Here is a 14,136-nt window from a genome sequence, read left to right on the forward strand (position 1 = left end):
GGCGCATCCCGCACCGCCGGTCCCGCCCTTCCCGCCCCTTTCCGGGCGACCTCACGCAGAGGCTTCACACACTTCCGAGGATTTCCCCGGTGATCTCGTCAGAAGAGCTTGCCGGGGTTGAGGATGCCCAGCGGGTCGAAGGTCTGCTTGACCGCGCGCTGCATCTCCAGCCCCACCGGGCCGAGTTCGCGGGCGAGCCACTCCTTCTTCAGGACGCCGACGCCGTGTTCGCCGGTGATGGTGCCGCCGAGTTCCAGGCCGAGGGCCATGATCTCGTCGAAGGACGCGCGGGCGCGGCGGGACTCGTCGGGGTCGGCGGCGTCGAAGCAGACCGTGGGGTGGGTGTTGCCGTCGCCGGCGTGGGCGCAGACGCCGATGGTCAGGCGGTGCTTCCCGGCGATCCGCTCGACGCCGTCGAGGAGGTCGCCGAGCCGGGAGCGGGGCACGCACACGTCGTCGATCATCGTGGTGCCCTTGACCGCTTCGAGGGCGGTGAGCGACAGCCGCCGCGCCTGGAGCAGCAGTTCCGACTCGGCGGCGTCGTCGGCGGGGACCACCTGGGTGGCCCCGGCCGCCTCGCACAGCGCGCCGACGGCGGCGAGGTCGCCGGCCGCGTCGGGGGTGTCGAAGGCGGCAAGAAGGAGGGCCTCGGTGGTCTCCGGCAGTCCCATGCGGGCCAGGTCGTTGACGGCCTTGACGGTCGTACGGTCCATCAGTTCGAGGAGGGAGGGGACGTGCCCGCCCTCCATGATCCGGCACACGGCGTCGCAGGCGGCGCCCGCCGAGGCGAACTCGGCGGCCAGCACGAGCTGCGCGGGCGGCTTGGGGCGCAGGGCGAGGACGGCGCGGACGACGATGCCGAGGGAGCCCTCGGAGCCGACGAAGAGGCGGGTGAGGTCGTACCCGGCGACGCCCTTGGCGGTGCGGCGGCCGGTCCTCAGCAGGCGGCCGTCGGCGAGGACGACGTCGAGGCCGAGGACGTACTCGGCGGTCACCCCGTACTTGACGCAGCACAGGCCGCCGGAGGCGGTGCCGATGTTGCCGCCGATGGTGCACGTCTCCCAGCTGGAGGGGTCGGGCGGGTAGGCGAGGCCGTGCTCCTCGACGGCGCGGGAGAGCGTGGCGTTGACGACGCCGGGTTCGACGACGGCGATCCGGTCGACCGGGTTGATCTCCAGGACGCGGTCCATCTTGGTCAGGGAGAGCACGATCCAGCCGTCATGGGCGTTGGCGCCGCCGGACAGGCCGGTGCGGGCGCCCTGCGGGACGACGGGGACGCGCAGCTCGGTGGCGACCCGCATGACGTGCTGGACCTCTTCGACGGTGCGCGGCAGGACGACGGCGGCGGGGGTCCCGGCCGGGCAGAAGCTCGCCATGTCGTGGGCGTAGGAGGCCGTGACGTCGGGGTCGGCGAGGACGGCGTCGGCGGGCAGCCCGCCGAGCAGCCGGTCGAGGAGGTCGCCGGTCGTCGCGGTGTCTTCGTCGCGAGGCGCTTCGATACGGCTCATGATCCTCAGGGTGGCACCGGGGGCCATCGGTGTGAACCCCGTCGGCACCGCCCTTCGCCTGCGCGGGTGTCCTGACCGTACGGGCGCACAGTGTGCGGTATGACAATCCGACTTAAGCGGCGTCGGGCCGGGTGGCGGCGGTGGCTGATCGCCTCGGTGGCCGGGTGCGCCGTCCTCGGCGTCGCGCCGTCCCTGCTGCCCGGGGAGCTGTGGCCGCCGGCCCCGGTCACGGCGCCCGCGCCGGGCCCGGCCGCCCTGGCGCGGGGCGCGGTGGCCGCCGGGGCGCCGGCCGCGCTGCCCGGTCTGGCGGTGCTGATCGCCGAGCGGGAGGCCCGGGTGCGGGCGCACCCGCGGGACGCGCGGTCCTGGGCGGTGCTCGGGGCCGCCTACGTCGAGCAGGGGCGGCGGACGGCGGACCCCGCGCGCTACCCGAAGGCGGAGCGGGCGCTGCGCACCGCCCTGCGGCTGGAGGAGTCGCCCGCCGTCCTGGAGGGGCTGGCCGCGCTGGCGGTGGCGCGGCGGGACTTCCCCGGGGCGAAGCGGTGGGGGGAGGCGGCGCGGCGGCTGGCGCCGGAGCGGTGGACCACGCAGGCGGTGCTGATCGACGCGTACACCGGGCTCGGCGACCACAAGGCGGTGGGGCGGGCCCTGGAGCGGCTCGTGAAGCTGCGGCCGGGCACGGCCGCGGTGCGGGCGCGCAAGGCGGCCGTCTACCGGGACCGGGGCTGGCGGGAGGACGCGGTGGCGCAGATCACCGACGCGGTGGCGGTGGCCCGGACGCCGGCCGAGCGGGCGGCGTACCTGGAGCAGGCCGGGCGGCTGGCGTTCGAGCGCGGGGAGCGGGAGGAGGCGCTGCGGTACTTCCGGGAGGCGCTGCGCACCGATCCCGACCAGCGGGCCGCGCAGGCCGGGCAGGGGCGTGCGCTGGCGGCCCTGGGGCGTACGTCGGAGGCGCTCACGGCGTACCGGGCGGCGCTGGACCGGCAGCCGCGCCCCGAGGACGCGCTGGAGCTGGGCGAGCTGTACGAGTCGCTGGGGCTGGGGCGGGCCGCGCGGGTCCAGTACGACCTGCTGCGGGAGCGGGTGCGGGCCGCCGCCGCGGGCGGGGCGGACGAGGAACTGGTGCTGGGGCGGTTCGAGGCGGCGCACGGGGACGCGGCGGCGGCCGTGCGGCGGCTGCGGGCCGAGTGGCGGCGGCAGCCGTCCACCGCCGTGGCGGACGCGCTGGGCTGGGCGCTGTACCGGGACGGGCGGGCCGGGGAGGCGCTGGAGTACGCGGTGCGGGCGACGGACGGGGAGCGCGGGGGCGGGGTGCGCAGTGCGGCGTACGTGTACCACCGGGGGATGATCGAGCGGGAGGTGGGGCGGTACGGGGCGGCTCGGCGGCATCTTCAGGAGGCGTTGCGGATCAATCCGTGGTTCTCGCCGTTGGACGCGCCCCGGGCGCGGGAGGTGTCGGCGGAGCTGGGCGAGCCCTCGGTGGAGAGCCCGCCCTCGGGATAGCGGACCGTCCTTCAGAGGTTGCCGCGCTTGGCCTGCTCCCGCTCGATCGCCTCGAAAAGGGCCTTGAAGTTGCCCTTGCCGAAGCCCATGGAACCGTGGCGTTCGATGAGTTCGAAGAAGACGGTCGGGCGGTCCTGGACCGGCTTGGTGAAGATCTGGAGCAGGTAGCCGTCCTCGTCGCGGTCGACCAGGATCCTCAGCTCGCGCAGCACGTCCACGGGGACGCGGGTCTCGCCCGCCCACTCGCCGAGGGTGTCGTAGTAGGAGTCGGGCGTGTCCAGGAACTGGACGCCGTTCGCCTTCATGGTGCGCACGGTGCGGACGATGTCGTTGGTGTTGAGCGCGATGTGCTGGACGCCGGCACCGCCGTAGAACTCCAGGTACTCGTCGATCTGGGACTTCTTCCTGGCGACGGCGGGCTCGTTGATCGGGAACTTGACCTTGAGGGTGCCGTCGGCGACCACCTTGGACATCAGGGCGCTGTACTCGGTGGCGATGTCGTCGCCGACGAACTCCTTCATGTTGGTGAAGCCCATGACCTGGTGGTAGAAGCCGACCCATTCGTTCATGCGGCCGAGTTCGACGTTGCCGACGCAGTGGTCGACGGCCTGGAAGGTGCGGTCGGCGGGCGGCTCGACGATCGGGTCGGCGGCGGCGTAGCCGGGGAGGTAGGGGCCGTCGTAGCCGGTGCGTTCGACCAGGGTGTGACGGGTCTCGCCGTAGGTGGCGACGGCGGCGAGGACGACCGTGCCGTGCTCGTCCTCGGCCTCGTACGGCTCGGCGAGCGAGCGGGCGCCGTGCTCGACGGCGTAGGCGTGCGCGGCGCGGGCGTCGGGGACCTCGATGGCGAGGTCGATCACGCCGTCGCCGTGCTCGGCCACGTGCGCCGCGAGGAAGCGGCCGTGGTCGGTCGACGGTTTGATGACGGAGGTGAACACGAAGCGGGCGGAGCCGTTCTCCAGGACGTACGAGGCGGTCTCGCGGCTGCCGTTCTCCGGTCCGGAGTAGGCGACCAGCTTCATGCCGAAGGCGGTGGAGTAGTAGTGCGCCGCCTGCTTGGCGTTGCCCACGGCGAAGACGACCGCGTCCATTCCCTTGACCGGGAAGGGGTCGGCCTGCCGGGCGGTGTCGGGAGCGGGGGATGTGGTCTGCGTCATAGCCGCAGGGTCCCCCCGGCCCGCAAGGTGCGCAATAGTTCGCGTCTTTGCTGGGCAGCCTGACCAGTGCTACGGCGGTCAGGCCGGGCGATCTGTACAACATGACCAGGTCGGAGGCGGGGCGGATGGGGATCGACCGGCTGGACGGGCGGATCATCGCGCTGCTGGCGCGGGAGCCGCGGATCGGGGTGCTGGAGATGTCCCGGCGGCTGGGGGTCGCCCGGGGCACCGCGCAGGCGCGGCTGGAGCGGCTTCAGTCGAACGGAGTCATCCGCGGGTTCGGGCCGGAGGTGGACCCGGCGGCGCTCGGCTACCCGGTCACCGCGTTCGCCACGCTGCAGATCCGGCAGGGTCAAGGGGCCGATGTGCGGGCGCACTTGGCGTCGGTGCCGGAGGTGCTGGAGCTGCACACCACCACCGGCGCCAACGACATGCTGTGCCGCCTTGTGGCCCGTTCCAACGCCGATCTCCAACGGGTGATCGACCGGGTTGTCGGTTTTGATGGCATCGTCCGGGCCGCCACGGCGATCGTCATGGAGAATCCCGTCCCCCTGCGGGTCATCCCGCTGGTGGAGCAGGCGGCCGAGGACCGGTGAGCGACCGGGACGACGAGGCGGTGAGCGGCGGTGGACTTCTGGGAGTTCCTCGGCAGCCGCCACCAGCAGCTGCTCGCGGACGCCGGGCAGCACGCCAGCGCCGTCTTCCAGTGCATGGTGGTGGCGACCGTGCTGGGCGTAGCGATCGGTGTGGTCACCTACCGCAGCGAGTGGGCCGGGAACCTGGCGACCCTGGCCACCTCGACGATCCTGACCATCCCCTCGCTGGCCATGATCGGCCTGCTCATCCCGGTCGTCGGGCTCGGGGTGCCGCCGACGGTGACCGCGCTGACCCTGTACGGCCTGCTGCCCATCGTGCGCAACGCGATCGTCGGGCTGCGCGGCGTCGACCCGGCGCTGGTGGACGCGGCCAAGGGCATCGGCATGTCGCGCCCGGCCCGGCTGCTGCGGGTGGAGCTGCCGCTGGCCTGGCCGCCGATCCTGACCGGCATCCGGGTCTCCACGCAGATGCTGATGGGCATCGCGGCGATCGCCGCGTACGCCTCCGGACCCGGGCTCGGCAACGAGATCTTCCGCGGGATCGCCTCGCTGGGCAGCGAGAACGCGCTCAACCAGGTGCTCTCGGGCACGCTCGGGATCATCGTCCTGGCGCTGCTGTTCGACGCCGCGTACGTCCTGCTGGGACGGCTGACCATTCCCAGGGGGATCCGTGCCTGAGCCGACCGCCGCCTCCGCCACGGGGGCCACCATCGAGCTGGAGAACCTCACCAAGCGCTACCACGGCAACCCGCAGCCCGCCGTGGACAACGTCTCCATGCAGATCGGGGCGGGCGAGACGGTCGTCTTCGTCGGCCCCTCGGGGTGCGGCAAGTCCACCACCCTGAAGATGATCAACCGGCTGATCGAGCCGTCCGGCGGCCGGATCCGCATCAACGGCGAGGACGTCACCGACATCGACCCGGTGCGGCTGCGCCGCAAGGTCGGCTACGCCATCCAGTCCTCCGGGCTCTTCCCGCACATGACCGTCGCCCAGAACATCGCCCTGGTGCCCCGGATGACCGGCTGGTCGAAGGCGCGGATCAGGGACCGGGTGGAGGAGATGCTCGACCTGGTGGGCCTGGACCCGGGCGAGTTCCACGGCCGCTACCCCCGCCAGCTCTCCGGCGGCCAGCAGCAGCGGGTGGGCGTGGCGCGGGCGCTGGCCGCCGATCCGCCGGTGCTGCTGATGGACGAGCCGTTCGGCGCGGTCGACCCGATCACCCGGGACCACCTCCAGGACGAGCTGATCCGGCTCCAGCGCGAGCTGCACAAGACGATCGTCTTCGTCACCCACGACTTCGACGAGGCGATCAAGGTCGGCGACCGGATCGCGGTGCTGCGCGAACAGTCGCACATCGCGCAGTTCGACACCCCGGAGGCGATCCTCACCAACCCGGCCGACGACTTCGTCTCCGGCTTCGTCGGCGCCGGGGCGGCCCTGAAACGCCTCAACCTCACCCGCGTACGGGACGTCGGCATCACCGACTACCCGACGGTCACCATCGACGACCCGCTCCAGCACATCTTCGACCGGCTGCGGGACAGCGGCAGCAACGAGATCCTGCTGCTGGACAAGCGGCGGCGCCCCTACAAGTGGCTGCGGCGCGGCGATCTGATGCGGGCCAAGGGGTCGCTCGCGCGGGCCGGGGCGCTGGTGCACGACACGGTGACGCGGGACGCCACGCTGCGGGACGCGCTGGAGGCGGTGCTCACCGACAACGCCGGGCGGGTCGCGGTCACCGGGCGGCACGGCCGGTACGAGGGCGTCGTCGACATGGAGACGCTGATGAACTCCGTGCACGAACTCCTGGAGGCGGACCGGCTGGACGCGCTGGAGCACCAGCACGACCTGGAGGAGGCGCGGGCCGACCGCACCCACGCCGAGCAGGAGGGCTTCGGACCGCCCACCGGGGAGGCTCCGGCGTGATGTGCCCTGCCTCCCGCTTCCCCCGGCCCGGCGACGGCCCCCCGGCCGCCGTCCCGGACGACGGCGCCGACGACGGCGCCACGGAGACCGGCGCCGCCGCTCCCCCGCCGTCCCCGGCCGCCACCCGGCGCCGGATCGGCTGGCGGAAGCTGACCTTCCTGCCGGTGGTGCTGGTCTGCGTGCTGCTGGCGACCTGGCTGTGGTTCCGGCAGGCCGACCTGGACGCGCTGAGCGAGAACGCCCTGTCCGGCGGCCAGGTCACCAAGGCGCTGTGGCAGCACGTCCAGCTCACGGTGATCTCCACCTTCTTCGTCCTGATCATCGCGATCCCGCTGGGCGTCCTGCTCACCCGCCGGATGTTCCGCAAGGCCACCCCGGTCGCCCTCGCCTTCGCCAACACGGGCCAGGCCACCCCGGCGATCGGTCTGCTGGCGCTGCTGGTGATCTGGCTCGGCATCGGCCGCCGCGCCGCCCTGATCGGCATCATCGTCTACGCGATCCTGCCGGTGCTGTCCAACACCATCGCGGGCCTGAAGGCCAACGACCCCACCCTCCTGGAGGCGGCCCGCGGCATCGGCATGTCCCCCTTCGGCGTCCTCACCCGCGTCGAACTCCCGCTCGCCGTCCCGCTGATCCTGGCGGGGGTGCGCACGGCCCTCGTCCTGAACGTCGGTACGGCGACCCTGGCGACGTTCGGCGGGGGCGGCGGCCTCGGCGTGCTGATCACCACGGGCATCACCAGCCAGCGGATGCCGGTCCTGGTGCTGGGCTCGGTGCTCACCGTCGCCCTGGCCCTGCTGGTGGACTGGCTGGCCTCGCTGGCCGAACTGCTGCTGCGGCCCCGGGGTCTGGAGGCGGGCGCATGAGGCGGCCCGGCTGCCTGCTGCTCGCCGCCGCCCTGCTCGCCGGCTGCGGACTGACCAGCGGCTCCCCCATGGCCGACGACGTCGAACCGGGCACCATCGGGCGCGGCAGGCCGCTGGCGGGCGCCGACCTCACCGTCGTCTCCAAGGAGTTCACCGAACAGCTGATCCTCGGCGCGATCATGGGCATCGCCTTCGAGGCGGCCGGCGCCGAGGTGCTGGACCGCACCGGCATCCAGGGCTCCGTCGGCACCCGGGCGGCCGTCGAGAACGGAGACGCCGACGCCACCTACGAGTACACCGGCACCGCCTGGATCACGTACCTGGGCAACAGCGAGCCGGTCCCCGACCCGCACCGCCAGTGGGCGGCGGTGAAGGAGGCCGACGCGGGGAACGGCCTGACCTGGCTGCCGGCCGCCCCGCTGAACAACACGTACGCGCTGGCGACGAACCAGGCGAACTTCGAGAAGCACCGCACCCGGACCATGTCCGAGGTCGCCGCGTTGTCGAAGGAGGACCCCGGCGCGGTGACGCTGTGCGTGGAGGGCGAGTTCGCCAACCGCGCGGACGGGCTGCCGGGGCTGCAGAAGACGTACGGGATGCGCCTGCCGGCCGGGAACATCACGCAGATGGACACCGGGATCATCTACACCCAGACGGCGAAGGGCGCCTGCGCCTACGGCGAGGTGTTCACCACCGACGGGCGGATCGAGTCCATGGACCTGGTGGTGATGGAGGACGACAAGAAGTTCTTCCCCAACTACAACGCGGCGCCCATGATCCGCACCGACACCATGAAGAAGTGGCCGGCCATCGCCGACGTACTCGACCCGGTGACCCGGGCCCTGACCAACGACGTGGCGCGGGAGCTGAACGCCAAGGTCGACGTGGACGGGGAGGACCCGCACCAGGTGGCGCTGGACTGGATGACGGAGAAGGGGTTCGTGAAGGAGGGGTGAGGCGGGCGGCTCAGCAGCGGGGGACGTCGCCCTTGCCGGTGTCCAGGGCGTGCAGCGCGTCGACCGCGCCCTTCAGCGTCGTCACCGGGATCAGCCGCAGCCCCGCGGGCAGCTCGGCCTGCGCGTCCGCGCACTCGTCCTTCGGTACGAGGAACACGGTGGCGCCGTCCCGCCGGGCCGCCTTGGTCTTCAGCGGTACGCCGCCGACGGCACCGACCTCGCCGTCACCGCTGATGGTGCCGGTGCCGGCGATGGTCCGGCCGCCGGTGAGGTCGGAGTCGTCCAGCTTGTCGACGATGCCGAGGGAGAACAGCAGCCCGGCGCTGGGGCCGCCGACGTCGGCCAGCGTCAGGGTGACGTCGACGTCGTCGGGGTCGAGGTCCAGGTAGCCCAGGGCGGCGGCGGTGGCCGTGTCCTGGGACTCCTTCATCTGCTCCTTGTTGTACTGCTCGATCTCCTGCTCGTCGTCGCCGCTCGGGTACACGGCGTCGCGCGGCATGACCGCGCGGTCGGTGGCGAACCAGTTGCCGAGGACGTCACCGAGCGAGACCCTCGTGTCCGGGCCGGTCGCCACGATGGTCGTCATCCGCAGCTGCCCGGTGGTCTCGCGGACGGGGGCGCCGGAGATGGTGATCACCGGGGTGCCGCGGTTCTCGCCGAGCACGTTCGCCGTCATCCCGGGCTGCGCCACGGAGAACGGCAGCGGCGCGAACACCGCCGTGGCGAACAGCGCCACGACGGGCAGGGCGCAGACGGCCAGGGTCTGGGGGCGCGTGAGACGAGAGAGCACGGAGTCAATCTAACGCGGCCCCCTCCGGCGCCCCGCCCCGCGTCACCGCAGCGCCTCCGCCACCTCCCGGGCGGCGTCCATCACCCGCGGTCCGACCCGCTCCGGCACCACGTCCGACAGCATCACCACCCCCACGCTGCCCTCGACGCCCGACACCCCCACCAGCGGCGCCGCCGCCCCGCACGCCCCGGCCTCCAGCTCGCCCTCGGTGAGGGTGAAGCCGGGGTCGGTGGCCGGCTGCTGCCGGGCGGCGAGGATCGCCTTGCCGGCGGCGCCCCGGTCCAGCGGATGCCGGTACCCGGCGCGGTAGGCCACGTGGTAGTCGGTCCAGGTCGGTTCGACGACGGCGACGGCCAGCGCCTCCGCCCCGTCCACCAGCGTCAGGTGGGCCGTGGCCCCGATGTCCTCGGCCAGCGCGCGCAGCGCCGGCATCGCCGCCTCCCGCACCAGGGGGTGCACCTGGCGGCCCAGGCCCAGTACCCCGAGCCCCACCCGGGCACGGCCGCCCAGGTCACGGCGGACGAGGGCGTGCTGTTCCAGAGTGGCCAGCAACCGGTACACGACGGTACGGTTCACACCCAGCCGGTGGGACAGCTCGGTGACGGTCAGCCCGTGGTCGGTTTCGGCGAGCAGCTTGAGGACACGCAGTCCCCTGTCGAGCGTCTGAGAGGTCTCCGCGGTCACGACGCCCACTCCTTTTGTGGTGAGGTCTGCGGCCCCTTCGCGGCGGATGCGTCACCGAGTCCCGTCGGCGACGTGCTTCAGAGGCCGCCGATCGGCCGGCGGCCCGGCGTGTCCGGGCCCGAGTCGCTTCACGGCTGCGCTCCGCGGCGGCGCTGCCACGGGGCGTGTGCGTAGCGTGACAGTAGCGAGCCGGTCCGCTCAGCGGAAGGTTCCGTCCAGAATCCGGTCACCCGACCGGTACGGACTGCCTGTGTTTGTCCGCATACGTACCGCACACGGCCCGTGCCCCGGGGCTCACTTCATGCGCGTGGCCCACTCCTGGACCTTGGCGATGCGCTGCCGCAGCTGTCCGGCGGTGGCCTCGGCGCTGGGCGGTCCGCCGCAGACGCGCCGCAGTTCGGTGTGGATGACCCCGTGCGGCTTGCCGCTCTGGTGGACGTAGGCGCCGACCATGGTGTTGAGCTGCTTGCGCAGCTCCATCATCTCCTTGTGGGAGACCACCGGCCGCCGCTCGGCGGGGAGTTCGAGGAGGTCGGCCTCCTCGTCCGGCTTCTTGCGGCTGTGCGCGATCTGCCGGGCCTGCCGCTTCTGGAGCAGCAGCTGCACCTGGTCGGGCTCCAGCAGTCCCGGGATGCCGAGGTAGTCCTGCTCCTCCTCGCTCCCCGGGTGGGCCTGCATGCCGAACTCGGCGCCGTTGTACATGACCCGGTCGAAGACGGCCTCCGACTCCAGCGCCTCGAAGGAGAACTGCTCCTGCTCGCCGGTGTCCTCGTCCTGCTCCTTGTTGGCCTCGTCCATCTCCTTCTCGGACTCGGCGTAGGGGTCCTCCTCGCCCTCCTTCTTGGGCTTGTCGAGGACGTGGTCGCGCTCGCGCTCCATCTCGTTGGCGAAGGAGAGCAGGTCGGGCACGGTCGGCAGGAACACGGACGCGGTCTCGCCCCGTCGCCGGGACCGCACGAAACGTCCGACGGCCTGCGCGAAGAACAACGGCGTCGAGATGGTCGTGGCGTACACCCCGACCGCCAGCCGCGGCACGTCGACGCCCTCCGACACCATCCGGACGGCGACCATCCACCGGTCGTCGCTGCCGCTGAAGGTGTCGATGTTCTTGGACGCGCCGGCGTCGTCGGACAGCACGAGGGTGGCCTTGCTGCCGGTGATCTCCCGGATCAGCTTGGCGTAGGCGCGGGCGGAGTCCTGGTCGGCGGCGATGACGAGCGCCCCGGCGTCCGGAATGGCCTTCCTGACCTCCGTGAGCCGCTGGTCGGCGGCGCGCAGGACGGACGGCATCCACTCGCCGCGCGGGTCGAGGGCGGTCCGCCAGGCCTGGCTGATCGCGTCCTTGGTCATCGGCTCGCCGAGCCGCGCCGCGATCTCGTCGCCGGCCTTCGTCCGCCAGCGCATGTTGCCGCTGTAGCTCATGAAGATGACGGGACGCACGACCCCGTCCGCGAGCGCGGACCCGTATCCGTACGTGTAGTCGGCGGCGGACCGCCGGATGCCGTCGTTGCCCTCCTCGTACGTGACGAAGGGGATGGGGTTGGTGTCCGACCGGAACGGCGTACCGGTCAGCGCGAGGCGCCGCGTGGCCGGCTCGAACGCCTCCAGGCACGCCTCGCCCCAGGACTTGGAGTCACCGGCGTGGTGGATCTCGTCGAGGATGACCAGCGTCTTGCGCTGCTCGACCCGGTTGCGGTGCAGCATCGGCCGTACGCCGACACCGGCGTAGGTGACGGCGACGCCCTGGTAGTCCTTGCCGAGCGGTCCGGCGCTGTACTCGGGGTCGAGCTTGATCCCGATCCGGGCCGCCGCCTCCGCCCACTGCTTCTTCAGGTGCTCGGTCGGGGCCACGACGGTCACCTGCTGCACGACGTGGTGGTGCAGCAGCCAGGACGCCAGGGTGAGCGCGAAGGTCGTCTTGCCGGCGCCGGGTGTGGCGACCGCCAGGAAGTCGCGGGGCTGTTCCTGGATGTACTTCTCCATCGCCCCCTGCTGCCAGGCCCGCAGCTTGCCGGCGGTGCCCCAGGGGGCACGGCCGGGGAAGGCCGGCGACAGGTGGTGCGAGGCGCTGGAACTGGCGGTGGTAGTCACGGTCTCCGAAGGGGGTCGGTCGGCTCGGCCACGTATGACAACCGGGCCACCCTACCGGCGGCCGGGACCGGGCCACGCCCGGACGCAGGCGGGTCGGCACCGGGTGGGACGGAGGTCACACCACCGTCCCGACCGGCCCTCACGACCTCCCGACGACGTCCCCGCAGCCGCTCGCGCCGCCCGTCGCACCGCCCACCGGACCACCCGTCGCACTGCCCGCCGGACCGCCTGCCGCGCTGCCCGCCGGACCACCCGCCGCACCGCGCGTCGTACTGCCCGCCGCACCACCCGACGCACTGCCCGCCGCGCTGCCCCACGCACTGCCCGCCGCACCACCCGCCGGTCCACCTACCGCACCACCCACCGCACCACCCACCGGACCACCCACCGCACCACCCACCGGACCACCCACCGGACCACCCACCGGACCGCCCACCGGACCGCTCACCGCTCGGCCGTCCGCAGCCGGGTCGCCACCCACGCGCCCACCAGCGCCACCCCCGCCATCGGCAGGAAGACCGCCGCGAACGCCCCCGGACGGGACCCCGCGGCCTCGGTCGCCGTGTGGGTGACCGTGCCGCCGCCGAGCGCGGCGAAGGCCGCTCCCCCGGCCGCCAGCAGCAGGACGTTGGAGAGGCCGTCGGAGATCTGGAGGGCGGCGGAGTTGGTGCCCGCCTCCTCGGGGGCGGAGAGCTTGAGCAGGAGCACGCTGGTGGAGGAGATCACCAGGCCCATGCCGAAGCAGCCGAAGGCCCAGGCGACGGCCACCGTCCAGGCGGGCACGGCGTCGACGAGGACGCTCGGCGCGGCGGCGATGGCGGCGGCGACCAGCACCATGCCGAGGGCCATCAGGCGCTCCCGGTACGGCTCCACCCGGGCCCGGGACTGCAACCAGGAACCCCCGGCCCAGGTCAGCCCGCCCGCCGCCAGCGAGAACCCGGCCAGCGTCGGGCTGAGCCCCCGCTGGGTGACCAGCATCAGCGGGACGAAGGACTCCGCGGCGATGAAGGAGCCGGCCGCGACGCCGCGCAGCAGGACGACCGAGGGCAGGCCGCGGGCGGCCCGGTAGGTGCCGCGCGGGAGCAGCCCGAGCACGGCCGGGACGAGCAGCGCGGCGCCCGCCGCACCCGGCACGACGGAGATCCACCGCAGGTCCTGGGCGGCGTACTGGAGGAGTCCGGCGCCGAGCGAGATCGCGAGGGCCAGCCGGATGCGGCGGCGGTCGAAGGAGGCGGGCGCGCCCGGGGTCACCGGCCCGGACGCCCGCTCCCGTATCCGCGGCAGCGCGAGTGCCAGCGGGACGGCCACCAGGACCGGAATCCCGACGAACACCCAGCGCCACCCCAGGTGCTCGGTCACCGCCCCCGAGGCCAGCGGGCCGACGATGGACGGCACGATCCACCCGGCCGCGAACGCCGCCATGATCGCCGGGCGCAGCCGTTCCGGATAGGCCCGCCCCACGACCACGTACAGGGCGACGATCACCAGCCCGCCGCCGAGCCCCTGCACGGCCCGCCCGAGGATGAACAGCCACATCGCCTGGGCCGTCCCCGACACCAGCAGCCCGGCCGCGAAGCTGCCGATCCCCCACGCCAGCGGCGCCAGCGGACCGCGCCGGTCGGACCACTGCCCCGAGAGCACCATCCCGAACAGGCTCGTCGTGAAGTACCCCGAGAACGCGAACGCGTACAACGACACCCCGTCCAGCTCCCGCGCCGCCACCGGCATCGCGGTTCCCACCGCCGTCGCCTCGAACGCGATCAGCACGATGACGGAGACGATGCCGATGCTCAGGGCCCGGTGGGCGGGGCTGAGCACGGTCTCGGGCTTGCCGGACGGGACGGCGGCGACACCGGTGTCGCGCGATTCGGAGACGGTCATGACCGTCAGCGTAAGAGGCGAAAGCGAGGTTGAACCCTGTCCGGAGACGGGACTCGGCAACGACCTTGGTCCTACGCCCCCAGCCCGTTCATGAACGGCGTATGGCAGTCCCGTTGCAGCCCCCGCCCTTCCCTTGAGCCGGCCCTCCTCCCCCGCCTACGGTCGTCCACGAACGAC

At 73.0% G+C, this 14,136-nt stretch carries 12 protein-coding genes; 6 read left to right on the forward strand and 6 right to left on the reverse strand.

What is annotated here, in order from left to right:
• Window positions 1-98: 98 nt before the first annotated feature.
• A complete protein-coding gene (locus tag ACIQR3_RS14475; RefSeq protein WP_403538277.1) occupies window positions 99-1,508 on the reverse strand; it encodes an FAD-binding oxidoreductase in 1,410 nt (469 codons plus the stop codon).
• Between the two features lie 99 nt (window positions 1,509-1,607).
• Here ACIQR3_RS14475 and ACIQR3_RS14480 point away from each other — a divergent pair, with 99 nt between their 5' ends.
• Window positions 1,608-3,011 (forward strand): tetratricopeptide repeat protein, encoded by a 1,404-nt coding sequence (locus tag ACIQR3_RS14480; RefSeq protein ID WP_403538279.1) that lies wholly within the window; start codon window positions 1,608-1,610, stop codon window positions 3,009-3,011.
• An 11-nt stretch (window positions 3,012-3,022) separates the two neighbouring features.
• Here the strand turns inward: ACIQR3_RS14480 and hppD are convergent, their stop codons facing one another.
• Complete coding sequence (gene hppD, locus ACIQR3_RS14485) at window positions 3,023-4,168, reverse strand: 4-hydroxyphenylpyruvate dioxygenase (RefSeq protein ID WP_403538280.1); 1,146 nt, start codon at window positions 4,166-4,168, stop codon at window positions 3,023-3,025.
• A 125-nt stretch (window positions 4,169-4,293) separates the two neighbouring features.
• Between hppD and ACIQR3_RS14490 the strand changes: the two genes are divergently transcribed.
• Genes ACIQR3_RS14490 through ACIQR3_RS14510 form a run of 5 tightly spaced genes read left to right on the forward strand, consistent with a single transcriptional unit; the run spans window position 4,294 to window position 8,513 of the window.
• Window positions 4,294-4,764, forward strand: a complete 471-nt coding sequence (locus tag ACIQR3_RS14490) for an Lrp/AsnC family transcriptional regulator (protein WP_403538453.1) — start codon at window positions 4,294-4,296, stop codon at window positions 4,762-4,764.
• Window positions 4,765-4,794: 30 nt separating this feature from the next.
• Window positions 4,795-5,442 (forward strand): ABC transporter permease, encoded by a 648-nt coding sequence (locus tag ACIQR3_RS14495; RefSeq protein WP_403538282.1) that lies wholly within the window; start codon window positions 4,795-4,797, stop codon window positions 5,440-5,442.
• Window positions 5,435-6,691, forward strand: coding sequence for a betaine/proline/choline family ABC transporter ATP-binding protein (locus ACIQR3_RS14500; protein ID WP_403538283.1), 1,257 nt, complete (start codon window positions 5,435-5,437; stop codon window positions 6,689-6,691). Before ACIQR3_RS14495 ends, ACIQR3_RS14500 begins: the two co-directional genes overlap by 8 nt.
• A complete protein-coding gene (locus ACIQR3_RS14505) occupies window positions 6,691-7,557 on the forward strand; it encodes an ABC transporter permease (RefSeq protein WP_403538285.1) in 867 nt (288 codons plus the stop codon). The genes ACIQR3_RS14500 and ACIQR3_RS14505 overlap by 1 nt, the downstream gene beginning before the upstream one ends.
• Window positions 7,554-8,513, forward strand: a complete 960-nt coding sequence (locus ACIQR3_RS14510) for a glycine betaine ABC transporter substrate-binding protein (protein ID WP_403538286.1) — start codon at window positions 7,554-7,556, stop codon at window positions 8,511-8,513. Before ACIQR3_RS14505 ends, ACIQR3_RS14510 begins: the two co-directional genes overlap by 4 nt.
• Before the next feature lie 10 nt (window positions 8,514-8,523).
• Here ACIQR3_RS14510 and ACIQR3_RS14515 read toward each other — a convergent pair whose 3' ends face one another.
• The 4 genes from ACIQR3_RS14515 to ACIQR3_RS14530 form a co-directional block, all read right to left on the reverse strand.
• Window positions 8,524-9,303 (reverse strand): S16 family serine protease, encoded by a 780-nt coding sequence (locus ACIQR3_RS14515; RefSeq protein WP_403538287.1) that lies wholly within the window; start codon window positions 9,301-9,303, stop codon window positions 8,524-8,526.
• A 42-nt stretch (window positions 9,304-9,345) separates the two neighbouring features.
• Window positions 9,346-9,987, reverse strand: coding sequence for an IclR family transcriptional regulator (locus ACIQR3_RS14520; protein WP_403538289.1), 642 nt, complete (start codon window positions 9,985-9,987; stop codon window positions 9,346-9,348).
• Between the two features lie 294 nt (window positions 9,988-10,281).
• Window positions 10,282-12,078, reverse strand: coding sequence for a DEAD/DEAH box helicase (locus ACIQR3_RS14525; RefSeq protein ID WP_403538290.1), 1,797 nt, complete (start codon window positions 12,076-12,078; stop codon window positions 10,282-10,284).
• Window positions 12,079-12,522: 444 nt separating this feature from the next.
• Entirely contained in the window at window positions 12,523-13,959 is a 1,437-nt protein-coding gene (locus ACIQR3_RS14530; protein ID WP_403538291.1) for an MFS transporter, read from the reverse strand.
• Window positions 13,960-14,136 lie beyond the last annotated feature (177 nt).

It is taken from the genome of Streptomyces sp. NPDC090994, from assembly GCF_044768905.1.
GTDB lineage: Bacteria > Actinomycetota > Actinomycetes > Streptomycetales > Streptomycetaceae > Streptomyces.

Excerpts from the sequence above, each read along its gene's own strand:
- ACIQR3_RS14530 (WP_403538291.1), bottom strand. The coding sequence starts at position 13,959 with ATGACCGTCTCCGAATCGCGCGACACCGGTGTCGCCGCCGTCCCGTCC.
- ACIQR3_RS14510 (WP_403538286.1), top strand. The coding sequence starts at position 7,554 with ATGAGGCGGCCCGGCTGCCTGCTGCTCGCCGCCGCCCTGCTCGCCGGC.
- ACIQR3_RS14475 (WP_403538277.1), bottom strand. The coding sequence starts at position 1,508 with ATGAGCCGTATCGAAGCGCCTCGCGACGAAGACACCGCGACGACCGGC.
- hppD (WP_403538280.1), bottom strand. The coding sequence starts at position 4,168 with ATGACGCAGACCACATCCCCCGCTCCCGACACCGCCCGGCAGGCCGAC.
- ACIQR3_RS14490 (WP_403538453.1), top strand. The coding sequence starts at position 4,294 with ATGGGGATCGACCGGCTGGACGGGCGGATCATCGCGCTGCTGGCGCGG.
- ACIQR3_RS14505 (WP_403538285.1), top strand. The coding sequence starts at position 6,691 with ATGTGCCCTGCCTCCCGCTTCCCCCGGCCCGGCGACGGCCCCCCGGCC.
- ACIQR3_RS14480 (WP_403538279.1), top strand. The coding sequence starts at position 1,608 with ATGACAATCCGACTTAAGCGGCGTCGGGCCGGGTGGCGGCGGTGGCTG.